The sequence below is a fragment of the Armatimonadota bacterium genome (assembly GCA_016789105.1).
Taxonomy (GTDB): Bacteria; Armatimonadota; Fimbriimonadia; order Fimbriimonadales; family Fimbriimonadaceae; genus UphvI-Ar2.
Window position 1 is genome coordinate 221,963 of sequence record JAEURN010000006.1, and the last position, 22,544, is coordinate 244,506.

Genomic DNA, 22,544 nt, shown 5'->3' on the forward strand with positions numbered 1-22,544 from the left:
TGCCTCGTGGCCCAGGCACCTAGCCAAGACCAGTGGCATTACCCTGCAGAAGGCTTTTGGCGGTTACCGGCCAGCTTCTGTGTGCCAAATGGATCGATGAAGCCCGCCCTGAAGTGGGCAAGGTCGCGTCCGATGAAATCTACACCAAGGGACAAATAGTGGGACTCCCGGTTTATCACGGCCGCGCCCCCGCCAACGATTTGGAACCTGGCCCCGCCCGCCCGCAGGTTGGCGAGCGATTCGACCAACTTGTCGACCTCGGCCAGGTTATCATCCAATGGGGAGCTGAAAAGAACCGCGTCAGGCTGATGGTTGGCCACGGCGCTCAAAAATGAATCGATGGGCACGTTGGCCCCCAGATAAAAAGTTGACCACCCGCTCAGCCGCATCACATCGCTTACCATGCGCAATCCCAGGGTGTGCCAGTTCCCCGGAGGGCAGCCCAATACAGCCCGGAACGACCCGGGCGCGGCGGGCGGCATCCGGTGGACTGACCGGGCCATCAACCGTTCCACAATCGCCGAAGCCAGATGCTCTTGGCCGGTGTCGATGGCCCCGACCTCCCACCAAGTGCCGACCAATTGCATCGAACGGCCGAAAAGGCCTTCATAGATGTCGGCCAACGGCTCCTTTTGGGCCGTCAGTTGGTCTGTAATCGCTTCGCAGCCGGCTTCATCGCCAGCCACAGCATGGCGGCAAAACACCTTGACCAGCTCGCCATCGAGGATCATCTTCTCCAAACCCGGCATGCCGGAATCGGTCAATGTGGCCAAGTGCTCAGCGATTTGAGGGGAGCCCAACGAATAAAAAACCTGCCGCCCGACCTTGGCCGCGCGAACCAAACCTTTGGCGCGCATCCGCGAAAGGTGGTTGCTGACATTGGGCTGCTTAAGACCCGTGTGGCCAACCAAGTCCCCCACGGATTTCGGCCCTGACTTCAGGTGGATCAGGATAGAGCGCTTCGACGCTTCGCCAAGTTCGCTGATGAGCTTGTCCATGAGCAGAGAGGTTCGATCCTGTGGCGGCTGGGCCGCTGTTCCAATAGTCTAACGAGAGTTTGGCCCGATAGTCGGCATCTTTGCCCAACTTGCCAACCGCAAAGGGATCAAACCAGTAGAATCGGATCGTATGTCGCAGACCTTGATGGATCCGGCCTTTGCCGCCGTGATCCCGAACATCAACGATGATGAAGCGGCGTTCATTCAGAACGTTCGCGACTTTGTGGCCCGGGAGGTTTTGCCCAACACCCGCAAATGGGAGGAAGAGACCGCCCTTCCCGATGACATTTGGGAGAAGATGGGGGCAATCGGCATTTTCGACACGGTCGTCCCAAAAGAAATGGGTGGCTCCGGCCGCAGTTGCCGGGCATATGTTGAAATGTGCCTAGAGTTGGCAAAAGGCGACCCTGCGCTTGCCATGAACGTTGCCGCCTGCAATGCCCTGGTCATTGGCCACCTGGTGCACTTTGCCAGCCAAGAGCAGCGCGATAAGTACCTCAAGCCGGCCATGGAAGGGAAGTTGAAGCTGGCCTGGGGGCTGACCGAACCCGACGCGGGCTCAGATGCCCGGCGGGTCAAAACCGCCGCCACCCCGATCGAAGGGGAAGAGGGTTGGTGGCGCATCAACGGCGAGAAGATGTTCATCACAAACGGCGGCAAAGCCGACCTGATCATCGTCGTCGCCCGAACGGGGGAAAAGGAACTCTCGGCGTTCTTGATGGAAACCGACCAACCCGGGTTTGCCCTCACAGACCGGATCCACACCATCGGGGTTCGGGCCAGTAACACGACCCGGTTCAAACTGACGGACGCCCGGGCTTGGCACACGCCGTGTACGTTTGAAGAAGCGATCTCCCTGCTCTACCGCGGCAGGCTCGGCATTGCCGCAATGGCCTGCGGAATCGCGGAAAAGGCCTTTGAATTGGCTTTGGAATACTCGCAGCAACGGGAACAGTTCAACCGGCGGCTGTGCGACATGCAGTCAGTTCAAAACATGCTCGCCGATTCGGCCATGGAAGTGGAAGCGGCAAAACTCTTGCTTTACAAAGGTGCCGCCAAGCACGACCGCGGAGAACCCGTGGTGCTCGAATCCAGCTACGCCAAGCTTTATGCCAGCGAAACGGCCAACCGCGTCACAAACCGCGCGATCCAAATCCACGGCGGTCGCGGCATGACGTTTGAATACCTCGTTGAAAAACTTTGGCGCGACGCGAAACTTACCGAAATCGGCGAGGGGTGCAGCGAAATCCAACGGCTGGTGATCTCGAAGCAACTTTTGAAGTAACCAGGCGTCAAAATAGCTGAAACCATGTTAAGCGCCCTCGTTGCAACGGCGGTCTTGGCCGATGGCCCCCGCGAGCTATACCGGTCGTTCGAAAAGGGAAAGACGTTTTCCTATTCGGTTCGGACCCACTTGCAGTCCGACACCCGCCAAGGCGAACTCAATACGTTCATCCCTTCAGAGGTCGACCTCAACTATGATTTCACCTACCAAATAACCGACGTCAAATCGTCCGGGTTAGCAAAGGTGCTCTACCAAAGGCCGGCCATCACCCAAATCGATGGGGAAACGGCAGATAGGGGCCCCGTGGAAACCAAAATCCCGCTGAAATGGAAGATGGAGCTGGATTTGTCGCCGGTGAACGCCGTGACAGGGATCAAGGATCTTTCCCCGAAAACGGACAAAAGATTATTCACGTTTCCAAAAGGGTTCAAGAACTTCTACACGATGACTCCGGCCATGCGCCAAGACATCGTTTCCCAATTCGCCGGGGAACTCCAGCGTCTTGCCCTTTTCATCGGGGGTTTGGACAGCTCTTTGGACTTCGCTCCAAAACTGCCAGTCGGCGAAGTGGAAGTCGGGGACACTTGGCGCCAGACCATGAGCTACCAGCCCATGGAACTCAAAGGGTCTGGCGGCAAGTTCGAAGTTCAGCGGCTCGACATGGATCTCACCTATAAGGGGCCAGGCGAGTACAACGGGAAACCGGCGGAATTGGTGGAAGGCGTCATCCACTTGGACAGTGACGCGGCCCAATACATCAACCAGGCCATGCGCATGACCGCCAACGAATCCGGCCTTTCCAAACTCCCGCTCCAGTTGGACTCCAAAATCACGTTCTATCTCGATCCAAAGGGGTTGCACACACTCCGGGCCGATGCCCGAACGACTGGAGGGTGGTCCATCTATTTGACCAGAGTTGAAAAGCCCATGATCGAGGAGAAGATCAAGGGCCGGGCCTCCATTACGCTCCAATCCATCAAGTAGCCGGTATCATGGCGGGGTGATGAACGCCAAGGTCGACAGAGCCCGATTGGGGTTCGGCCTTGGCATTTTTGCTCTCTGTTTATTTGTGCGGTTCATCGGCATCGGCTGGGGGTTGCCGTCCGCCGAACGGCACCACAGCCTTCACCCGGATGAGGAGCTGATCCTCGCGTACTCGCAACTGATCCAGCCCGCACAGGGGAAATTCACGCCCGGCTTTTACAACTACGGCACCCTGTACCTGACGATCCAGAAAGTGGCGACCGACATGGCTTCTTCCTATGGGGCGGCCGAGGTTGGGCAAGATGGATCCAATTATTGGGCCAGGAACCGCGACTTTTTGATGGCCGGGCGGGTCGTCAGTGCGGTGGCGGGAGCTCTAGCGGCCCTGGCGGTCTATTTGTCCTTGATCCGGCACACGGGCCTCATCGGCGGGGTGATGGGGGGGCTCGCCATGGGTTTGACCCCAGCGTTCGTCATGCATAGCCGGTTCCAGACCGTCGACGTGTTGGCGACGTGCTTTTTGGCTTGGTGCTTCTACCACTGTTCGCGCATGGTTCCGACTGGCGACGAGGAGGTTGACCTCAAAGTTCTGCAGCGGGCAGCGATTTGGGCAGGGGTGTTTGCCGGGCTTTCGGCCGGAACCAAATACACGGGCGTCCTTGCCATTCTGGCGATAGGGACAACGCTATTCCTGGTTCTTGGAAAGGGCCGGTTGCCGGAAGTCGGAAGGCTGGTCGCAATTGCCCTGGCCGCAATGCTCGGTGTCTTTGTCTTGGTCACGCCAGGGGCAGTCCTGGATTCAGCAAAATTCTTGCAAGATTTCCAATTTGAGCTCACGCACACTTCAACCGGGCATGGGATGGTTTTTGCGGGGACTGCCCCGGGATTCGTCTACCACATCTCCAACATCATCGTGGGCTATGGCGGAGCCTTGTTGCTGTTCAGCCTTGCCGGTTTAGGACGGGGGGTTTATCGCAAGCAGGCCTGGCTCATCGGGCCCTTGGTGTTCGCGCTGGTCGAATACCTTCTTATCGGCCGGGCCGAAGTCAAGTTCATGCGCTACATCTTTCCGCTGATCCCGGTGTTGGCAATGGGGTACGGGTGGGCCATCGGCCAGGCCCATAAAAACGGATCGATGCAAATGAAGGCCTTCGTCGCCTTTGCCATTTTCGGGATCGCCGGTTTCGGCGGGGGGCTGGTATCCACCGCGATGCTGACCAAGTGGATGACAGAGCCCGACGTGCGCGACCAAATGGCCGCTTTCGTCCGCGAAAACGTCCCCGAAGGTTCCTCGGTCGGGCTGGTCAGCGACCCCTGGTTCTACACGCCCACCTTGCACGCCGAAATCCAAGCGGGGCCGGCCAACATGAGAATCGGGGATCGGATCGGATTGCTGGAGACGGTTCCGGGATTGAAAGTCATCCGGTATGCCCCCGACGGCCTGGATCAAAGGCAAGACTGGGATCCCCGACTGATCTCTGAGGCCCAACCCGACTTCATCCTGTTTAGCAGTTACGAGGCCGAAGGGTACGTCAAGCTTTACGGTCAAAAGGACATTGATCCCCAATTCAAGGGCCAAGTCGATCGGTATTCCGATTTCATCAAACTGCTCACGGAACGCTATGCCATGGTCGATGTGAGAGATTTTGCAGGCGTGAAGACGAAATTGTTAGGGTTGGATGGCCTTTGGTATACGGCGGGGATCCATGACATGGCTTACATCCGTCCTCAAGAATGGATTTGGATTCGAAAAGATTTGAAATCGGGATCGGGCAGTTCATCGACTCCCTCCAATTCGAACGGGGGGCGTCCGGACACACCGTCGGATCCTACGAAGGAGACCTCAAGCGGGCCGCCGAATTCTTCGCCGGGCGTGGGCGCACCGACTGGCGGGAACTGACGGCGGAGGATTTGCTGCTGTTCCAAACGGCGGCGCGACAAGGTGTTGCCCCTTCCACCGCACGCCGGCGTGTGAGTGCGCTCCGGTCACTGCTCAAATATCTCAAGCGTCACGGCCAAGGCCCAAGTGCGGATTTGCCGAGTGCCTCCGGGATCAGGCTTCCCAAAAGGATTCCCAAAGCTCTCAATCCCGAGGTTCTCCACCGGCTACTCGAGTCTCCGGATCTTTCGACCGCAGAAGGATTGCGGGATCGGGCGCTGATGGAACTGGTTTATGGCACCGGCCTGAGGGCCAGCGAGGCCGTTGGTCTCCGGATGGAAGAAGTCGATTTGGATCAGGCGGCTTTCCGGGTGACGGGGAAGCGGGGTAAGACGCGGTGGGTTCCGGTGCCGATGCACACCATCCCCTGGGTGGAGAGGTACTTGGCCGAATCCCGACCCAAACTGGTGCGCAAACCGGTTGCCGAACTCTTTTTGGGCTCACGGGGAGGGCCCCTCAGCCGACAGTCCGCTTATGCGATTCTGGAGCGGCATCGGGTGAATGCCGGTATTGAATCGGCGGTGAGTCCCCACACGTTGCGGCACACCTATGCCGTTCATTTGATCCGGGGTGGGGCCGATCTGCGCGTTGTCCAAGAACTGCTTGGCCACAGTAGCATCAACACAACCCAGGTTTACACCCAGCTGGATCTCGACCATGTGGAACAGGTTTATGCCAAAGCCCATCCCCGCCGGTGACCCGGATTGCGGAGCCTATTCAGCTACTCGGATCTCAAGGTTGCCAAAGCGCGTGTCTCCGGCCAAAATCACCGCACGCCGCACAACGACACTGCCGTTGCGGGATTCGGCTTTTGCCGAGCCGGTCGCGTTTTTCATGGCATCGCTCTTGGTGCCGACCCGGGCCGAGTTCGTGGAGGCGATGATCGTCCCCGAATTGTCTGCAATGCTGACTTCTTGAAGCTCTCCGGCCTTTGCCATGTCCACCAAGATCCGCTGAAGCTTTTCCGGTGATTGCGAGAGGACTGATGGTTCCAGAGCTTCGCTCATGGCGTCGGTCATGCGCTCCAACTCCGAGAACTTGGCCTGCCGGACGCGCATGTTTGCCCCAAAGTCAACGGCGGCCAAAAGGGCCACCACCAGGACGGCCATGGCAACACCCCGCAACCGGGGGTCGAGGGGTTTGATCCCATCGCTGGTCTCGCTTGGCGCTGCACCGTCATCCGGCATAACTCTATTGTAGCGGAGTCTGGGCGAACCCCGCATTGGGCAGGCATTCCAGATCCCAGTTGGACCGTTCGCCCCTTCGAAGCCGGAGCGATCCCGCGAGCCCGATCATGGCGGCGTTGTCGGTGCAAAGCGGGGGTGGGGCCAAAAAAAGCCTAAATCCCCGCCGGGCACATTCCCTTTGTAGCCGTTCCCGCAGGGACTCATTAGCGCTGACCCCACCGACAAGGCTCAGGGCCCCGATCCCGGTGGCTTCGCAGGCGGCAATTGCTTTGTCGGCCAAGACGTCCACAACTGCTTGCTGTAGGCTGGCGGCGGCATCGGCGACGTTCAGCCGATCGCCTTCCGTTTGGACAAGGCGGAGCATGGCGGTTTTCAATCCGCTGAAGCTGAATGCAGCAGGGTCGTCTTTCAACGCCCGGGGCAAACGGTACCGGCCAGAGTCACCGGCTTTGGCCGCTTCCTGAATTGCCCTTCCGCCCGGATAGCCTAGTCCCAGGAGCCGTGCCCCTTTATCAAACGCCTCTCCGGCGGCGTCGTCCCTGGTTTCGCCGATGATCTGGAACTCGCCTGGAGCTCGGACCAAGACCAATTCCGTATGCCCGCCGCTTGCGATCAGCGAAATATGGGGGAAGGCAATCTTCAAATCCGGGTCGCCCAATGGGGACATCATGTGCCCCTCCAGGTGGTGAACCCCCAGCAAGGGGCAACCCAACCGGTGGGCCATCGCCTTTGCCGCGGAAACGCCCACGCTGAGCGCCCCGACCAGGCCGGGGCGGTTGGTGACGCAGACCGCCGTGAGAGGTGGCCTCCCTGCCGCTTCCATGGCCTCTTCATAAACGGGGATCAGGTTTTCGATGTGGGCCCTTGCCGCCGCTTCCGGCACCACCCCGCCCCACTTGATATGCATCTCGGTCTGGCTGGCTACGACGTTTGATAGGATCTGCCGGCCGTCCAGCACCGCAAACGAGGTTTCGTCGCAACTGGTTTCGATGGCGATCAAGGGCCCCGGCCAGAATTCCAGGCTCACCGATCCCATTCTTGCAATCCGTAAAGCCACATGATCACCGCATCCTCTTTGTTGTCAGGGTAATAGTTGCGGCGGCGGCCACAATCGGCGAATCCGAGCTTTTCATACAGCGCCTGTGCGGCTGCATTGCTGGCCCGCACTTCCAAAGTGGCGCAAGATGCCCCTTTCGCTTTGGCGGTGAGCAAGAGTTCCACGATGAGCTTTTCGGCGAATCCCTGCCTGCGGTGGGGTTCTGCCACCGCCACCGTGATGATGTGCGCTTCATCGACGATGATCCACTGGCCCGCGAACCCAACAACTTCAGACCCGAGTTCGCCGACGATAAAGACTCCCCGCTCGTGGGCGATTTCGTTGCGGAACGAGGATTCTGACCACGGGCAAGACTGCGAGGCCTTCTCGATTGCGACCACGGCCGCAATGTGCCGTTCCTCTAACGGTGAGATGCGCAGGTTTGCCACGGTTAGCCGCCGAGATAGGCTTCTTTGACTTTGGGGTTGGTCAGCAGAGCCTTGCCGGTGTCACTAAGGACGATGTTGCCGGTTTCTAGCACATACGCCCGATCGGCGACTTCCAGGGCCCGGACCGCGTTTTGCTCAACGAGCAGGATCGTGACCCCTTCTTGGTGCAGGTCTTTGACGACATTGAAAATCTCTTTGACCAGGTTAGGCGCCAGCCCCATGCTCGGTTCGTCAAGCAGCAACAGTCTCGGCCGGCACATTAGGGCCCGGCACATAGCCAGCATCTGCTGCTCCCCGCCCGAAAGCGTCCCGGCATTTTGTTTGAGCCGCTCGCGAACCCGAGGGAAGCGATCCAGGAATCGGTCCATATCTTTCTGAACCTCGGAATCCCGCCGCGTGAACGCCCCGAGCTGGAGGTTCTCATGGACGGTCATATTGGTAAAGATCCGCCGACCTTCGGGGCTTTGGCTGATCCCCATTTGCACGATCTTGTCCGGGCTCACGCCGCAAAGGTCAGTCCCTTCAAAATCAACCCGGCCCGAGCGTGCCCGGACCAATCCGGAAACCGTCCGGAGGAGCGTGCTCTTCCCGGCGCCGTTGGATCCGATGATCGAAACAACCTCGCCCTGGTTGACTTCCAAGGAAACATCGTTCAAGGCTTGGATGGCCCCGTAAAAGACGTTCAGGCCCTCGATCTTCAGCATTGGCTCTATTCTAGCCGATGGCCGGGTACCGCATTTGGAGCCCGTCGGACCCACCGGTTTCGCAACCAGTGCAACGCAATTGGGGCGATCTGGGGTAAGGGTTGGCAATGCTGGTGCAAATCGCTCCGGTTCTGGGGGTTTTTTTGGCGCAACTGGGAAGCGCAAACGCCGTACAAGCCAATCCGTGGAACTTCGTCTCGCTCCGTGCGGATGATTTCGCCGTTAGCGAAACGGCGACGGGAAGGGAATTCCGCGCCACGGTTCATGGCATGCCATTCATCGAGGCGGTGCCGAGTTGGATCGGGCGCGCTGAAGGCGGATCTTCGCTGGCGTTTTTTGTTCGGCCGGCAACTCCCGGAGCCCAGGAATTCTGTTTGGGGACGTGGGGACAGGGCGAAGCAGCAACTTGCTCCCGGTCGAGCGTCAACGACCAGGAGGACACATTCGGCAAAGTCAGCACCGATACATGGATCCTCAAGCAGCCCACCACGGATTTCGAAGTCCGCGTGGTTGCCACTAACGGGCCAAACGGACAATCGCCGCGATTCAGCCGCCTGAATTTCGTCCTCAGCGGATCCTCTGTGCCCCCAGCTGATTCTTTGACTCACCGGTGGGGCACCTTGCTGGATGTTCCTATGCGGGCGCAAATGAATTACGAAAAGGGGAACGTCCTTTGCAGCCCGACCTCGATTTCCATGATTTTGGCCTATTGGTCCAAGCGTATGGAAACGCCACAGATCGATGCCGATGTTCCAGAAGTCCAAGCCGGGGTGTTCGATCCGGGCTGGAACGGCACCGGAAACTGGCCGTTCAACGTAGCCTTTGCGGCTTCCCGTTTGGGGATGACCGGGTACGTCACCCGACTTCGGTCAATCGAGGACATCGAAGCATTCGTGGCCGAAGGGATCCCTGTGGCTTGTTCGGTCAGTTATGGCCACCTGAAAGGCAAAGGGAAGCAGGACAACGACGGTCACTTGGTCGTTGTTGTGGGTTTCCAAGATGACGGCACCCCCATTTTCAACGACCCGGGCCGCAACGTCGTCCGCATGACCTATCTCCGTGATGATTTCGCCCGTGCGTGGGCGGAAAGCAAAAACACGGTTTACATCGTCCATCCCAAAGGGTGGCCGACACCAAGCAATGGCCCTTGGCCGCAAAACTGACCCATGAAACCCTGGAAGATCGCTTTATTCATCTTGATTCCCCTCATCATCGTCGTGGCTTTTGGGGCCATGGCAGTGAGTGGCTCAAAACTCGCCCAAAAGAAGGTCTTGGACGACTTGGTCAAATCCAGTGTCCAAAAGGTGAGCCGCGGGGATGTCGCCATCAAAGTCGTTGAAACGGGGTCGCTTGAAGCGTTGTCCACCGTTGAGGTCAAAAGCCAGGTCGGTGGCCGCGTGGCCCGGCTGCTGGTCGATGAAGGAGACTATGTCGAAAAGGGGCAGCTCGTTGCCGTCATTGATCCCCAACAAACTGAATTGCAAGTCCAACAAAGCCGGGCCCAACTCGACGGCGCAAACAGCAGCGTCCGGCAAATCGATGTGCAAATTGCCCAACGCCGCGTGACCGCCAAGACCAACTTGGAGAAGGCCAAAATCCGGGTGAAGCAACTGGAATTGGAGCTAAATGCCCAGCCGACCCTCACCAATGCTTCTATCCGCTCCGCCCAAACCGCCCTCGAATCGGCGCAAAAATCTTACGACCTTTTGGTCAAAGTCACCCAGCCCAACCAACGGACAAGTTCGGAGACCGCTCGCCAAGATGCGCAAAACAATGTCAACCAGGCCCAGCTTGAAGCAGACCGCCAACAGGGTCTTTATGCCAAGGGGTATGTCAGCAAGCGCGAAGTCGAACAGGCCGACTTGAGCCTGGAACTGGCCAAAACAAAACTCCGGCAAGCCGGGGAGGCCCTGCAACGGTTGGACAATGAGCAACGTTTGGAACGGGAACGAGCCCAAAAGCAGATCGACCAGGCCCAAGCCGATTTGGACCGGGCCAAGGCCAACTCGTTCGTCGACCAGACAAAGAAGCAGGATTACCAAACAGCCGTCCAGAATTTGAGGGATGCCGAGGCGGCCCTGAAGGATGTCGATGCCCTCGTGGAGCAGCGCCGCGGATCCAAAGCGTCGGTCGCCCAAATCGAGAGCTCGCTCAACGAGAACCTGCGGCTACTTGGGGAAACCGAAGTCCGGGCCCCCATCTCCGGGGTTGTTACCAAGCGGTACGTCCAGATGGGCGAACTTGTCAACGCACTCAGCACATTTTCCGCCGGCTCGCCGATCGTCAAGATCGAAGACCGGTCAAAGATGATCGTCAAGCTTGAGATCAACGAAATCGACGTTGCCCGGCTATTGACCGATATGGAGGCCGAAATCACCGTTGATGCGCTCCCCGATAGCACTTTCACGGGACGTGTCACCAAGATCTCTCCGGCCCAAATCGAAAACGCCGCCGGAGTCGGAGGGGATCCAGTTGTCAAGTATGCGGTGGAAGTCACCTTGGACAGGGTGGAGCCGAAACTCAAAAGCGGCATGTCGGCCAAGTGCGACATCACCCCGAGCCAACGAAAGGATGTCTTGCGGCTCCCGTTGGCTTTTGTCGGGATGGAGAACGGGCAATCTTACGTCATGCTCTACGATCCAAAAGAAGTCCCCAAAGCCGACCCCAAAAAGCCTCTGGAAAAGCCACAGCTTAAGGGAATCAGGAAGGATATCGAAGTTGGCCTGAAGGACCAAGCTTTCATCGAGATCAGGGGTGGCCTCAAGGAAGGCGACCAGGTGGTGCGGCCGCCGTTCGGTGGCCCGGCCCGCAAAGGCATGATGCAATTTGGCCCCGGTGATGACGAAGAGAACAAAGAGGGTGAAAACAAAGATGGCCAATCCTCCAGTTCCTCCAGTTCGAAATCAGAAAGCGGCAAAGCCGGAAAGGAATAGGCATTGAACGTTTTCGAGTCATTCCGCATCGCTTGGGACATGCTCCGGTTGCACAAGCTTCGGGCATTCCTGACGATGCTCGGCGTGATCATCGGGGTCATGAGCGTCACCCTCATCTCGATGGTCTCCAACGGCTTCCAATACTACATCTCGTACGAATTCAAGAAGCTGGGAGCCGACACCATCATCATCTTTTACGATGGCGGGCGGGATCGGGTCGAACGGAACTCCCAGATCGAGGGGATGGGATATTCGGATCTTGAATTGCTAATGAACCAGGCGACAACCCTGGATATCGGCTCGGCCATTCTGCAAATCGGCCCAAAAAAGATCTCTTATAAAGACAAGTCTGTCTCCGACCCGGACATCTCCGGTGTTGACCAGAATTTTCCCGACTTGAACAAAATCGGGATCTTGACCGGTCGGCATATCGACCGGAAAGACCTGGAAACCAGGGCTAACGTCTGCGTGATTGGAACCGACATCCGAGATCGCCTTTTTGGGAAAGAGCCGGCGGAAGGCAAATTGATCACATTCCCCGGCATCACCTTGGAAGTAATTGGGGTGATGGACGTGGTGGAAATCATGGGCCAGAGCAACAAAAAGGACATCTTGGTGCCTCTGACGACCGCCCAAGACAAATGGATCGGTGGCGACAAGGTCACCTATTTGACGACAAGGCCAAAGGCTGGCGTTTCTGTCGATACTGCCATGGATGATGCTTGGCGGGTTTTGATGCAAAAATCCGGGAACAAGAGGGTCTACCGCATCGACAGCCGCGAGTCGATCATGAACATCTTCGGCAATATTCTGGGCGGTGCCGGTGCCGTCCTTGCCGGGATTGCCGCCCTGTCTCTGCTTGTCGGCGGGATCGGGATCATGAACATCATGCTCGTCTCAGTCACCGAACGAACGCGCGAAGTCGGTCTGCGCAAGGCTGTGGGGGCAACGCGGTCCAGCGTGATGACCCAGTTCTTGGTCGAATCCGTGCTTCTTTCGGTTGTCGGCGGGTTCATTGGAATGGGGATCGCCTTCCTATTCGGGCAAGGGATCACCGCCTTGACGTCCGCCACCAACTTTCCGAGCAAAGGTGGGTTGCAAATGATCTTCCCGTTGAGTTCTGCGCTCGTTTCGACAGGGATTTCTGCCGTGATCGGCGTGATCTTCGGCCTATATCCGGCCGCCCGGGCTTCCAGTCTCAGCCCGATCGAAGCTCTGCGAACCGAGTGACACGGCGCATCGCCAGCGAACACAAAAGCAAGCCCCACCATCGTCAAGATGGTGGGGCTTTCAATTATCGGGGTGACCGGCTCTTAACGGCTGCGAGCGATCTTGGAGATGAGCCGGAGCATTTCGAGGTAAAGCCAAACGATCGTCAGCATCACCGCAAACGCCCCGAACCACTCCATGTATTTGGGGGCCCGGGCTTCGACGCCCCGCTCAATCATGTCGAAGTCGGTAGCAAAATTGGCCGCCGCCAACACGATCATGAGGAGACTGAAACCGATGCCGATCGGCCCGGCCGAAAACACCGGCAGCGCCTCATAGATGCCGGGCATGACAAAACTGATGAGGAACGTGCCCAGATAGAACAGCATCGCGCCGGCTGTTGCCCCCCAGACAATCGTCCGGAAGGTGTCCGTGACCTTGATTACCCGGGTGACGTAAAGGGTCAACATCGTCCCGAACACGGCAAACGTGGCGGCCATCGCCATTGGAACGATGCCTTTGTATTGCGTGTCGGCGAACTGGATCGAATACAGCAGCGAGATGAACCCGAGCGCGTACCCTTCCAAAACGGAATAGGCGAGGCTGATCGGCATTGCCCATTCCCGTTTGAACATGCCGACAATTGCGGCCACGATTGCCAAAACGATGGCGGCCATGGCCAGAACCGGGTTCGGGAAGAGGTACCCGACAATCCCCATCGCAAAGACGATCGACAACAGCAGACCCGTCTTGGCGACGGTGCCGTTGACCGTCATGACGCCGGTTTGGGTTCCGGCTAGGGAACCAGAATAGGAACCGGAACCGACGAAATACTCTTCTTTCATCGCCGGGTTGTTTGTTTTGTACCAAGGCTTGCTCATGGTGTTCCGTCCAGCTTCAGTTTACTAGACATTTGGTTCAACGCACCGGAAGTGAAAAATGTCTCAATCCCGGGTCGTTTGGAGGGCATTTAAAACCGCCATTTTTTGTTCTGCGGTGAGGGGGATCATGGGCATCCGCACCGATTCGCAAGCAAACCCAGCCGAAGCCAGAGCCGCCTTGATCGGTGACGGGCTGGGGGCGGAGAAGACCGCCTTGATAAACGGGGTCAGCCGGTGGTGGATGGCCGACGCGCCAGCGGGGTCGCCCGGGAACCGTTCGATCATCTCCTTCAATTGGGATCCCACGCAGTGGGCGGCGACGCTGACAAGGCCGTGCCCGCCCAGGCTGAGGATGGGCAAAGTCAAGGCGTCGTCTCCGGAATAGACCCGGAACCCGCTTGGTGCGAGTCGGCAAACATCGCTGATTTGACCGAGGTTGCCGCTTGCCTCTTTGACCGCCACGATGTTGGGGATTTCCGCCAAACGCATTAGCGTTTCGGTCTCCAAATTCACCGCGCTCCGGGGTTGGATGTTGTAAAGCATCACCGGAAGGTCGGTTTCCCGCGCAATCGCTGAAAAATGCGCCTCCAATCCCGCTTGCGAGGGGCGATTGTAATAAGGGTTGACCAACATGATGCCGTGCGCACCGATCGCGTCGCAGAGCTTGGTCAAGTGGATGGAGTGGGCGGTGTCGTTTGTCCCGCAACCTGCGATGACGGCTGCCCGGTCGCCCACCGCTTCCAAAACCGCCTCTAGAAGTTGGATTTTTTCGTCGTCGGCCGTGGTCGGGGACTCCCCGGTCGTGCCGGAAACGACCAACCCGTCGTTTTTCTGGACATCGACTAGGTAACCGGCAATTCGTTTAGCCTCAACCAAGTCGATGCGCCCGTCGGGCCCAAAAGGGGTCACCATCGCTGTCAAGAGGCGGCCCCAATCGCGAGGTGCAAAGAATGCGCCCATTAGAACACCAGCATACCGGCGGCTGGACGTCCTACCCAGTTTTGTCCGATTTGGCCCATTCGGTGCCGGGGAGGCTGGCCATCCGTCTAAGCATTGCAAGCGAGGTAAAAACAGTGGCAATGACAAGGGGTTTGGTGTCGGCAGTGTGTGCAATGGCGGTGGCAACGGCAGGAACAACATCCGGCCCATTGGCAGCAGCCAACCCGACCATGACTTTAAAAGTGGCCGGGAAGGGCGATGTCGTGATCGAGCTTTACCAGGCTGAAGCCCCCAAAACCGTCGCCCACATCGTGCAACTGGCTAAGAGCGGGTTCTATGACGGTCAAAAGTTTTATGCCGTCCTCAAAGAGCCCAGGCCGTTCCTCGTCCGGTTCGGAGACCCGAACACAAAGTCAAAGCCGATGAACGACCCTTCGATTGGACAAGGGGGGAGCGGGGCCCGAATCGAATATGAGAAATCTGGCAAGTCCCACGTGAAAGGGGCGGTCGGCTTGGCCACGCGCGCCGATGACCCCAAGGCCGGCGACAGCCAGTTCTACATCATGCTCGACAACAAGCCGTTTTTGGACAATAGCTACACCGTGTTTGGCCAAGTGACGCGTGGGATGGAGATCGTCTCGTCCATCGAGGTCGGCGATCAGGTAACGTCGGTCTCGATTTCTGGTGACTGAGGCCGCGGCGACACAATCCGAATCCGCAGGCCGGGCGGCCATTTGGAGCTACGCCCGGCCGATTTTGTTGCGCATCCTCTATGGCTTGGTCAGCCTGGTTTTCATCACTCTCATTACTTTTGTTGCTGATGAGATCGCCCCGGGCGACGCGGCGACGATCCGCGCAGGGGATAAGGCGACGGCCGTACAGATCACCCAACTGCGGCACGAAATGGGCCTGGACAGGCCCTGGCCAATCCGTTATGTGGAGTTTTTGGGCAATGCCGCCCGGTTGGAATTCGGCAATTCCACCCAAGGCACCCAACAACCGATCAAAGACACGTTGGCCCGGGCTATGCCGATCACGCTTAAGATCGCAACCCTCTCCATTTGCGTCGCTTCCATCCTTGGCGTATTGTTGGGCATGCTGGCAGCCATCCGCGAAAACAAAGTGGCTGATCGCGTGGTGCTGAGCCTCAGCACGCTTGGCGTCACCATTCCCAATTACGTCTTATTGCCCCTTTTGGTGCTGATCACCTCGCCCAAATTCTTTGATTTGCTGCCGACGAGCTACCAGATCCCTGAAAAGCAGGTGGCACCCGAGATTTTTTATCTGCTGATCCCCATGCTGGTGCTGTCCCTGCGGCCCATGGCCACGTTGACCCGGTTGATGCGGGCAAGCATGGTGGACACACTCAAACAAGAGTTCGTCCGCTTGGCCGTCGCCAAGGGGGTTTCGAAGAGGAGGCTTTATTGGAAGCACTGCTTCCGCAATGCCTTGATCCCGGTTTTGACCACGATGGGGACCTCATTCGGGTACCTGCTCACCGGATCATTCGTCGTGGAAAGCGCTTACCTGATCCCAGGCATCGGGAAAACCGCCATCGAAGCCATCACCCAGCGTGACACCCCGATGATATTGGCTTCGACCCTTGTCACCGGGTTCTTGTTCATCGCGGTGAACCTCATTGTCGACATCTTCCTCCCCCTCATCGACCCACGAATCCGGGAGAGCCAAATATGAACAAATTCAAGGGGTTGAGCCCTCTTTTTTGGCTTGGCGTCACCTACCTGGTCTTCTTGGTCGTTTTGGCCGTGTTCGGCCCGACTTTCCGACACCAGTACGACGTTTCGTCGGCGCCGCCTTTCCTCAAGCCGAACAGCACCTATTGGTTGGGAACCGACGAAATCGGCCGGGACATTTTCGCCCGTCTCGCTTATGGTGCGCGGACGTCGCTAACTATCGGCATCGTTGTCCAAGCCATTGCGGTTGCGGTGGGGATCGTAGTGGGCATCGTTAGCGTTTATGCACCTAAGTGGATCAGCATCCCCGTCCAACGGTTCACGGATGGAATGTTCGCCTTTCCCGACCTCCTGCTGGCCATCATGATCGTGGGTGTCTTCCAAATGGGGGTTGGGCCGGTCATTATCGGCCTTGCCTTCACCGCTTGGCCCCCGATGGCCAGGTTGGTTAAAAACCAAGTCGCAACCCTCAAAGACCGGGAGTATGTCGTGGCAGCCAAGGCCATGGGGGCCAATACCCCCTATCTCGTTGTCAAACACATCCTGCCCCACCTTTGGGGGATCATCTTTGCGGTGATGATGGTGGATGTGGCGGCCACTATCCTGGCGGAAAGCACCCTCAGCTTTTTGGGAATTGGCATCCAGCCCCCGGAACCCAGCTGGGGCCAAATGATCCAGGTCGGCAACACCAACAAAAACTCCGAGCCCTTAATGCTCCTTTGGCCTTGCATCGCCTTGTCACTCACCATCTTCGCGTTGAATTTTGTCGGCGACGGGTTGCGAACCATCGTCGACCCCAAGAAGAACCAGGCGATCTGAAGGGTTGGGAATCAACCGCCAACCCTGGTCTGTGGGTTACCGGATCGTCTCCTCAAGCCATTTGCCGAGGGCTTCGTAAAGCGCCGGTGAAATGGGGCCCGCAATCCCGGGGTCGTTGGCGGATTTCAGTTCTTTGAGGTTGTGGCTGGCGTTGGGGATGATGAAGAGCGTCGCTTTCGGAAATGCCTTTGCCAATGGCTTGGCATCCAACTCCGCACTGATCTGAACATCCTTCTCGCCGTTTGCAATAAAGACCGGCTGGTCGAACATCTTGGCTTCGGCGATCGGGTCGATGGAGAAGTACCCGTGGAGGAGGACGGCCGAACTCGGGTTGAAGAGGGAAGCAAGCCGAGGGTCGATGCCGCTGGGAATGGATGTCCCCGTTTTAAGGGCGTCGATAGCCCGGTCGCAATCGTTGAGCAGGGTTGTCTTTTCCTTCCCATCTGGCAACTGGCCGATGTTCTTGTGCAGTTGCTCGGCCAAGATCACATCCATTTTCCGGCCAGGGGCACCCAGCAGAACCATCCCCTGAACTCCAAGCCGCTTGCCGAGGTCGGTGGCGAACAGCGCCCCCTCGCTGTGCCCGACAAGGTAGATGCGCTTTGGGTCAACCCCCTTTTGGGCGCGCAAGAACCCGACAGCCGATTCAATGTCCTTCAAGTGGTTTTCCAGCGAGAAGAACTCCGCAATTGCAGCCATGTCCTTTGGCCACTTTTCAGCATAGCGGTGCACCGGCCGTTTGTCGAACCTCAAAGTCGCATACCCTCGCCGGTTCAGATCGACGGAGAGATCCTTGAGCACATTGGTCATAAAGTTGGGGGGCTGGTTGCCGTCGCGGTCGGTAGGCCCGCTGCCCGGGAGCAACAAAAAGGCGGGAAGATCCCTTTCGGTTTTCGGGATCGAAAGCGTCCCATTGAGCGTCAGTCCTTGGCCAGGGAAGGACACCTCCGTTTCGGCGAAAGCAGATTGGTAGGTGAAAAGTGCCAACGCAACTAATTCGATCATCATCTAAATTATGACATCCCGAACACCGCTGCGGTTGCATGGACTGGCAGCAAATCGGCCGGACGGGCCCGGGGGATCAGCAATATTTTTGGGGAGCCGGTATAATAGGGGGACGTCGAATCTGGGCCGAGCCCAGAACGGGGGAACCGAAACCCACAGGGGGTGAAGGGCATAGGGATATGCCCAGGTCGTTCTTGAACCTAACCCGGCAGCTAACCTCGTAGGCGCAATCAAGAAAGTCATGAATAAACAAATCCGAACCCGCATGTTCGTCGTTCTGGAGGGCACTCCATGTCTTTTGTAAGCCAAATCATGCGCAAAGCCAGCATCGTCGAAAGGAGTGATTCTCCTGTCGATGAAAAGGTCGATCGGTTTAAAGAACTGGTTGACGAAGCCGGCACCATCCGTGACCGCATGGAGGCTTCTTTCACCCGGCTTTCGGCCAACGAGATGGAAACGCTGGGCCCGGGCCGCAGGAAAGAGATCGCACAACTGACGGAAACAATCCTGAAACTCAAAACCAAACGAACAGAAATGATCGGGGATTTGGGCAAGGAAACGATCCACTGACGCCGGCAATAGGGGGCAAAGGCAATGAGCGAGAACATGGAGAAGTTCCGCCACCTCGACGGGAGCTATGCGACTGTCGAAACGGAATTTATCAAAATCCAATTCCAACACGGGTCGCCCGACGAATCTGGCATCAACGGATGCCGGGTGGAGGATGTGATTGGCATCCTCCAGGAAAAGCTTCTCGATTTCCAAGGGCGGGAACTTGCTTGCGAGGAGAATGCCACTGCCCTTTACCACCTCGACCTAGCGAGGGAAGCCCTGCTCTTGCGCAGACGCCGCCGGGAAAACCAGGGGGTGGTCGGGTCGATGAACCGGCACCTCTCGCGAGACTGATTTTTGTCTGACCAGTGGAGTAAAGGATGGGCGTCCACATTGGGCGCCCGCCTTTCGATTGCATGGCTGTAAACTGCCGCCGGAATGATTTTGGTTTGCGGTGGAGCCGGGTTCATTGGTTCGCATATGGCCAAACGCCTGAGGCAAGAAGGCGTGGCGCATGTCGTTTTCGACAACCTGGAAAGGGGGAACCGACCGGCCGTTGCTGGTTCGCCGTTCGAGCAAGGCGATCTGAGAAACCCGAAAGACATTGAGAGAGTCTTTGCGACCTACCCGATCACGTTGGCGATGCACTTTGCGGCTTACATTGAAGTGGGGGAAAGCGTCCAGGATCCCGCAAAGTTCTGGGACAACAATGTTTCCGCCGTGTGGAACCTCTTGGATGCCTGCCGGAGGCATGGCGTCGCCCAGTTCGTGTTCAGCTCAACAGCGGCAGTTTATGGCGAGCCACAAGAGATCCCGATCCCCGAAGATCATCCCAAAAGCCCGACCAACCCCTATGGGGACACCAAACTCGCCGTCGAACGGATGCTCGCCGCCTATGGCAAGGCTTATGGCATTCGCAGCGTTTGCCTCAGGTATTTCAACGCCTGCGGAAGCGATCCCGATGGGGAATTGGGCGAAGACCACCGCCCCGAAACCCACTTGATCCCCAGGATCCTCCTGGCGGCCAGTGGAAAAGCGCCCGAAGTCGCCGTGTTCGGCACGGATTACGACACGTCTGACGGCACCTGTATCCGGGACTATGTGCATGTCTGCGACCTTGCCGATGCCCACCTGAAGGCCATCCGCTATCTGGATGCGGGCGGGGAATCTGCCCAATTCAACCTGGGTAGCGGTAATGGGTTCAGCGTGAAGCAGGTGATTGATGCCGTCCGGACGGTCACGGGTCGGGATTTCCCAGTCAAATACGGCGACCGCCGCGCCGGCGACCCGGCTCGGCTGGTGGCTGATTCGACCCGGGCGCGCGAAGTGCTGGGTTGGAATCCGCAATACGACGATGTCGAAACCTGTGTCCGTCATGCGTGGTTATGGATGCAGGCTCACCCCGATGGCTATCCGCGTTGACTCTCGGGGATAATAGCCGGACATGCCGGTCGTCGAGGTAGAGGGAATCGTCAAGGAGTACCCTGGCGTCACGGCTCTCGGCGGGGTCTCGCTCACATTCCAGCCGGGAGAGGTTCACGGCGTGATCGGAGAAAATGGGGCGGGAAAGTCGACTCTGATGAAAATCCTCGCCGGGGTTGAACCGCCGTCCTCCGGAACCCTCAGAGTCGGTGGGGCGCTGCACCAGTTCCGAGGCGTGCAGGCGGCAATGGCGGCGGGCATCGCCATGATCCACCAAGAACTCAACTTAGTCGATGACCTAAGCGTTGCCGAAAACATCTTCCTCGGCCGTGAAAGGGCCCTTGTGTCAAACCGGAAGCGCATGGAGTCGGAATCGGCCCACTGGCTGGCCGAAGTGGGCGCAGGTTTCGCTCCGTCGCATATGGTGAGGACTTTGAGCCTGGCTGAAAAGCAATTGGTTGAAATCGCTAAGGCCGTTTCAACCGGTGCCGAGGTGCTCATCATGGATGAACCCACCGCCGTGTTGAGCAAGAACGAGAAGGACTCCCTGTTTACTCTGGTCGCCCGACTCAAAGCGGAAGGGAAAACTGTAATCCTGATTTCGCATCTTTTGGGGGAGCTGATCGCCAACTGCGACCGGATCTCGGTGTTGCGGGATGGCGTGCACGTCGGTACCGTTAATGCAGACGGCATTAGCGAAATTGAGCTCGCCCAAATGATGGTCGGCCGTGAACTGGGGGACATGTTTCCGGTGGTTCCCGAACCCGGTAGCACGCCTGTGCTCCGCATCGCCGCGCACAGTTCTGGCGGGTCGGATCCAAAATCATCCTGGCCAATGGGTGAGATTGTCTTCCACTCCGGCGAAATCGTCGGGTTCGCGGGTTTGATTGGCAGTGGACGGACGGAATTGTTCGAGTCGATTCTTGGTTTGCGCCCGGCAGCCAACCTCGACACCGATTGGGAAGGCGAGCCCCAAGGGCGAGCGACCTTTGGAATTTGGAACCAGAGGGGTGCCGTTTATGTCAGCGAAGATCGCAAGGGTGCCGGGCTCCATCTGGACTTCTCTGTTGCCGACAACATCGCTTTGCCTTGGCTGAACCGATTGGGAAGGATCGCGACAGATCGCAGGCGGGCAGAGTTGCGCGCCGAACATTGGCGCGAGGCCTTGTCGGTCAAGATCTCCAGCGTTCAAGACCGGGTTGGCAGCCTGAGCGGCGGCAACCAACAAAAGGTGAGCTTGGCTAAATGGTTGGAAGGCGACCCCAAACTTATTGTTCTCGATGAACCGACGCGGGGAGTCGATGTGGGCAGCAAGGCGCAAATCTATGCGATCATCGCCCAACTGGCGGCGGAGGGGCGGGCCATTGCGGTGGTCAGTAGCGAAATGAATGAACTGATCGGGCTTTGCCACCGGATTGTCGTGATGCGCAACGGAGATCCCGTTGCCGTATTGGATCGGGGTGAATTTAGCGAGGAATCCATCATGCGTTATGCCGCGGGAGTGGGGGCATGAAAGCGACGTTGAAGAAAATCGACTTCCAGCGCGACGGCGTTTTGATCGCCTTTGTGCTTTTTGCCGTCTTCGCCGTGTTCCGGTGGGGAGATGTTTTCCAAAAGCCCGACACGTGGCGAAACCTGCTTTGCAGCAACGCTGACGTGGGGATTCTTGCGGTCGGCATGACCCTCGTCATCATCGGGGGCGGGATCGACCTCAGTGTGGGCAGCCTGCTTGCCCTGGCCGGAGTCCTCGGCATCCAGCAGATGGGGTCGGGGCCGGTCTGGGTAGGCGTTCTGTGGATGGTCGGCACGGCGGCAACGTTGGGGTTGGCTCAGGGGGTCGTGGTCACTTGGGGGAGGGTTGCGCCGTTTGTGGCGACTTTGGTCGGGTTGCTCGTTTTCCGCTCCTCGGCATTGACCTTGTCCAAAGGCGGGACGGTGGTCTCCCAAAACCCGGCTTTGGCCGATTTGACATCGAAAGGATTTCCAATTCCAGGGTTGGCGACATTTTCTGGCAAGCCGCTTATGGTGTTCTGGTCTGGGGTTTTGTTTGTGGCGGTGGCCTTGGTGGCCGGGTTTTTGTTGAATCAGACTCCATACGGCCGCCGACTGGTTGCCGTCGGTAGCAACGAGAGGGCGGCAAAATATTCCGCCGTCAACGTGGGTGCAATTCGGGTTTGGAGCTTTGTCCTGATGGGGGTCTGTGCCGGATTGGCGGCTTGGGTATATGCCTCTAAGTTGAATTCGGTGCCCAGTCAAAATGCCGGAAACTTGTATGAGTTGGAGTCCATCGCAGCCGTGGTGATCGGGGGGACGAGCCTGCGAGGCGGTCAGGGGCGCATCTGGGGGACCGTCGTGGGAGTTTTGATTTTGGGGATGATCGGAAACATTCTGATTGCGGCAGAAGTTGACACCTACCTCCAGGGGATCGTCAAAGGCGCGATCATCCTTTTCGCCGTGTTGATTGCCCGGGGCAAGAAAACAGATTGACCCGCATTTTTAGCCTCGTAT

The 22,544-nt window shown here is 58.0% G+C and carries 23 protein-coding genes; 15 read left to right on the forward strand and 8 right to left on the reverse strand.

Features of this window, described 5'->3' with window-relative positions:
* Positions 1-38: 38 nt before the first annotated feature.
* On the reverse strand, positions 39-998 hold the full coding sequence (locus JNM28_06740) for a metalloregulator ArsR/SmtB family transcription factor (protein ID MBL8068128.1): 960 nt from the start codon (positions 996-998) through the stop codon (positions 39-41).
* A 130-nt stretch (positions 999-1,128) separates the two neighbouring features.
* On the opposite strand from JNM28_06740, the gene JNM28_06745 reads away from it, so the two are divergent.
* Genes JNM28_06745 through JNM28_06760 form a run of 4 tightly spaced genes read left to right on the forward strand, consistent with a single transcriptional unit; the run spans position 1,129 to position 5,904 of the window.
* On the forward strand, positions 1,129-2,283 hold the full coding sequence (locus JNM28_06745; protein MBL8068129.1) for an acyl-CoA dehydrogenase family protein: 1,155 nt from the start codon (positions 1,129-1,131) through the stop codon (positions 2,281-2,283).
* Positions 2,284-2,307: 24 nt separating this feature from the next.
* Entirely contained in the window at positions 2,308-3,267 is a 960-nt protein-coding gene (locus JNM28_06750; protein MBL8068130.1) for a hypothetical protein, read from the forward strand.
* A 19-nt stretch (positions 3,268-3,286) separates the two neighbouring features.
* Complete coding sequence (locus tag JNM28_06755; protein ID MBL8068131.1) at positions 3,287-5,167, forward strand: glycosyltransferase family 39 protein; 1,881 nt, start codon at positions 3,287-3,289, stop codon at positions 5,165-5,167.
* Between the two features lie 11 nt (positions 5,168-5,178).
* The gene (locus JNM28_06760) at positions 5,179-5,904 is read left to right on the forward strand and encodes a tyrosine-type recombinase/integrase (GenBank protein MBL8068132.1); all 726 of its coding nucleotides are present in this window, start codon (positions 5,179-5,181) and stop codon (positions 5,902-5,904) included.
* Positions 5,905-5,919: 15 nt separating this feature from the next.
* On the opposite strand, the gene JNM28_06765 is transcribed toward JNM28_06760, so the two are convergent.
* From JNM28_06765 to JNM28_06780, 4 genes are read right to left on the reverse strand one after another with little or no spacing between them, the layout of a single operon-like run.
* A complete protein-coding gene (locus JNM28_06765; GenBank protein MBL8068133.1) occupies positions 5,920-6,393 on the reverse strand; it encodes a hypothetical protein in 474 nt (157 codons plus the stop codon).
* A 4-nt stretch (positions 6,394-6,397) separates the two neighbouring features.
* A complete protein-coding gene (gene tsaD / locus JNM28_06770) occupies positions 6,398-7,429 on the reverse strand; it encodes a tRNA (adenosine(37)-N6)-threonylcarbamoyltransferase complex transferase subunit TsaD (protein MBL8068134.1) in 1,032 nt (343 codons plus the stop codon).
* Positions 7,417-7,830 (reverse strand): ribosomal protein S18-alanine N-acetyltransferase, encoded by a 414-nt coding sequence (rimI, locus tag JNM28_06775; protein ID MBL8068135.1) that lies wholly within the window; start codon positions 7,828-7,830, stop codon positions 7,417-7,419. The genes tsaD and rimI overlap by 13 nt, the downstream gene beginning before the upstream one ends.
* 50 nt (positions 7,831-7,880) lie before the next feature.
* Positions 7,881-8,582, reverse strand: coding sequence for an ABC transporter ATP-binding protein (locus tag JNM28_06780; GenBank protein ID MBL8068136.1), 702 nt, complete (start codon positions 8,580-8,582; stop codon positions 7,881-7,883).
* A 107-nt stretch (positions 8,583-8,689) separates the two neighbouring features.
* On the opposite strand from JNM28_06780, the gene JNM28_06785 reads away from it, so the two are divergent.
* Genes JNM28_06785 through JNM28_06795 form a run of 3 tightly spaced genes read left to right on the forward strand, consistent with a single transcriptional unit; the run spans position 8,690 to position 12,745 of the window.
* Positions 8,690-9,745, forward strand: a complete 1,056-nt coding sequence (locus JNM28_06785) for a peptidase C39 family protein (GenBank protein ID MBL8068137.1) — start codon at positions 8,690-8,692, stop codon at positions 9,743-9,745.
* A 3-nt stretch (positions 9,746-9,748) separates the two neighbouring features.
* Positions 9,749-11,515, forward strand: coding sequence for an efflux RND transporter periplasmic adaptor subunit (locus JNM28_06790; protein MBL8068138.1), 1,767 nt, complete (start codon positions 9,749-9,751; stop codon positions 11,513-11,515).
* A gap of 3 nt (positions 11,516-11,518) precedes the next feature.
* Entirely contained in the window at positions 11,519-12,745 is a 1,227-nt protein-coding gene (locus JNM28_06795; protein ID MBL8068139.1) for an ABC transporter permease, read from the forward strand.
* An 83-nt stretch (positions 12,746-12,828) separates the two neighbouring features.
* Here the strand turns inward: JNM28_06795 and JNM28_06800 are convergent, their stop codons facing one another.
* On the reverse strand, positions 12,829-13,605 hold the full coding sequence (locus tag JNM28_06800) for a Bax inhibitor-1/YccA family protein (GenBank protein MBL8068140.1): 777 nt from the start codon (positions 13,603-13,605) through the stop codon (positions 12,829-12,831).
* Between the two features lie 63 nt (positions 13,606-13,668).
* A complete protein-coding gene (gene dapA, locus JNM28_06805) occupies positions 13,669-14,565 on the reverse strand; it encodes a 4-hydroxy-tetrahydrodipicolinate synthase (GenBank protein ID MBL8068141.1) in 897 nt (298 codons plus the stop codon).
* A 188-nt stretch (positions 14,566-14,753) separates the two neighbouring features.
* Between dapA and JNM28_06810 the strand changes: the two genes are divergently transcribed.
* The 3 genes from JNM28_06810 to JNM28_06820 are packed head-to-tail and all read left to right on the forward strand — an operon-like array spanning position 14,754 to position 17,057.
* Positions 14,754-15,236 (forward strand): peptidylprolyl isomerase, encoded by a 483-nt coding sequence (locus tag JNM28_06810; GenBank protein MBL8068142.1) that lies wholly within the window; start codon positions 14,754-14,756, stop codon positions 15,234-15,236.
* Entirely contained in the window at positions 15,229-16,239 is a 1,011-nt protein-coding gene (locus JNM28_06815) for an ABC transporter permease (protein ID MBL8068143.1), read from the forward strand. The genes JNM28_06810 and JNM28_06815 overlap by 8 nt, the downstream gene beginning before the upstream one ends.
* On the forward strand, positions 16,236-17,057 hold the full coding sequence (locus JNM28_06820) for an ABC transporter permease (GenBank protein ID MBL8068144.1): 822 nt from the start codon (positions 16,236-16,238) through the stop codon (positions 17,055-17,057). Before JNM28_06815 ends, JNM28_06820 begins: the two co-directional genes overlap by 4 nt.
* Before the next feature lie 36 nt (positions 17,058-17,093).
* On the opposite strand, the gene JNM28_06825 is transcribed toward JNM28_06820, so the two are convergent.
* On the reverse strand, positions 17,094-18,062 hold the full coding sequence (locus JNM28_06825) for an alpha/beta fold hydrolase (GenBank protein ID MBL8068145.1): 969 nt from the start codon (positions 18,060-18,062) through the stop codon (positions 17,094-17,096).
* 291 nt (positions 18,063-18,353) lie between these two features.
* Between JNM28_06825 and JNM28_06830 the strand changes: the two genes are divergently transcribed.
* The 5 genes from JNM28_06830 to JNM28_06850 all read left to right on the forward strand — a co-directional run bounded on the left by JNM28_06830 (position 18,354) and on the right by JNM28_06850 (position 22,523).
* A complete protein-coding gene (locus tag JNM28_06830; GenBank protein MBL8068146.1) occupies positions 18,354-18,632 on the forward strand; it encodes a hypothetical protein in 279 nt (92 codons plus the stop codon).
* A 24-nt stretch (positions 18,633-18,656) separates the two neighbouring features.
* Entirely contained in the window at positions 18,657-18,968 is a 312-nt protein-coding gene (locus JNM28_06835; GenBank protein ID MBL8068147.1) for a hypothetical protein, read from the forward strand.
* Positions 18,969-19,052: 84 nt separating this feature from the next.
* Positions 19,053-20,036 carry a UDP-glucose 4-epimerase GalE gene (gene galE, locus JNM28_06840; GenBank protein ID MBL8068148.1) on the forward strand — a complete coding sequence of 328 codons (984 nt, stop codon included), beginning with the start codon at positions 19,053-19,055 and terminating at the stop codon, positions 20,034-20,036.
* A gap of 22 nt (positions 20,037-20,058) precedes the next feature.
* A complete protein-coding gene (locus JNM28_06845; protein MBL8068149.1) occupies positions 20,059-21,549 on the forward strand; it encodes a sugar ABC transporter ATP-binding protein in 1,491 nt (496 codons plus the stop codon).
* Positions 21,546-22,523 carry an ABC transporter permease gene (locus JNM28_06850; GenBank protein ID MBL8068150.1) on the forward strand — a complete coding sequence of 326 codons (978 nt, stop codon included), beginning with the start codon at positions 21,546-21,548 and terminating at the stop codon, positions 22,521-22,523. The genes JNM28_06845 and JNM28_06850 overlap by 4 nt, the downstream gene beginning before the upstream one ends.
* Positions 22,524-22,544: the final 21 nt, after the last annotated feature.

Bases quoted from the DNA above. Each gene is read 5' to 3' on its own strand.
- JNM28_06740 (MBL8068128.1), bottom strand. From the start codon at position 998: ATGGACAAGCTCATCAGCGAACTTGGCGAAGCGTCGAAGCGCTCTATC.
- JNM28_06745 (MBL8068129.1), top strand. From the start codon at position 1,129: ATGTCGCAGACCTTGATGGATCCGGCCTTTGCCGCCGTGATCCCGAAC.
- JNM28_06750 (MBL8068130.1), top strand. From the start codon at position 2,308: ATGTTAAGCGCCCTCGTTGCAACGGCGGTCTTGGCCGATGGCCCCCGC.
- JNM28_06755 (MBL8068131.1), top strand. From the start codon at position 3,287: ATGAACGCCAAGGTCGACAGAGCCCGATTGGGGTTCGGCCTTGGCATT.
- JNM28_06765 (MBL8068133.1), bottom strand. From the start codon at position 6,393: ATGCCGGATGACGGTGCAGCGCCAAGCGAGACCAGCGATGGGATCAAA.
- tsaD (MBL8068134.1), bottom strand. From the start codon at position 7,429: ATGGGATCGGTGAGCCTGGAATTCTGGCCGGGGCCCTTGATCGCCATC.
- JNM28_06780 (MBL8068136.1), bottom strand. From the start codon at position 8,582: ATGCTGAAGATCGAGGGCCTGAACGTCTTTTACGGGGCCATCCAAGCC.
- JNM28_06785 (MBL8068137.1), top strand. From the start codon at position 8,690: ATGCTGGTGCAAATCGCTCCGGTTCTGGGGGTTTTTTTGGCGCAACTG.
- JNM28_06790 (MBL8068138.1), top strand. From the start codon at position 9,749: ATGAAACCCTGGAAGATCGCTTTATTCATCTTGATTCCCCTCATCATC.
- JNM28_06800 (MBL8068140.1), bottom strand. From the start codon at position 13,605: ATGAGCAAGCCTTGGTACAAAACAAACAACCCGGCGATGAAAGAAGAG.
- dapA (MBL8068141.1), bottom strand. From the start codon at position 14,565: ATGGGCGCATTCTTTGCACCTCGCGATTGGGGCCGCCTCTTGACAGCG.
- JNM28_06820 (MBL8068144.1), top strand. From the start codon at position 16,236: ATGAACAAATTCAAGGGGTTGAGCCCTCTTTTTTGGCTTGGCGTCACC.
- JNM28_06825 (MBL8068145.1), bottom strand. From the start codon at position 18,062: ATGATCGAATTAGTTGCGTTGGCACTTTTCACCTACCAATCTGCTTTC.
- JNM28_06830 (MBL8068146.1), top strand. From the start codon at position 18,354: ATGTCTTTTGTAAGCCAAATCATGCGCAAAGCCAGCATCGTCGAAAGG.
- JNM28_06835 (MBL8068147.1), top strand. From the start codon at position 18,657: ATGAGCGAGAACATGGAGAAGTTCCGCCACCTCGACGGGAGCTATGCG.
- galE (MBL8068148.1), top strand. From the start codon at position 19,053: ATGATTTTGGTTTGCGGTGGAGCCGGGTTCATTGGTTCGCATATGGCC.
- JNM28_06845 (MBL8068149.1), top strand. From the start codon at position 20,059: ATGCCGGTCGTCGAGGTAGAGGGAATCGTCAAGGAGTACCCTGGCGTC.
- JNM28_06850 (MBL8068150.1), top strand. From the start codon at position 21,546: ATGAAAGCGACGTTGAAGAAAATCGACTTCCAGCGCGACGGCGTTTTG.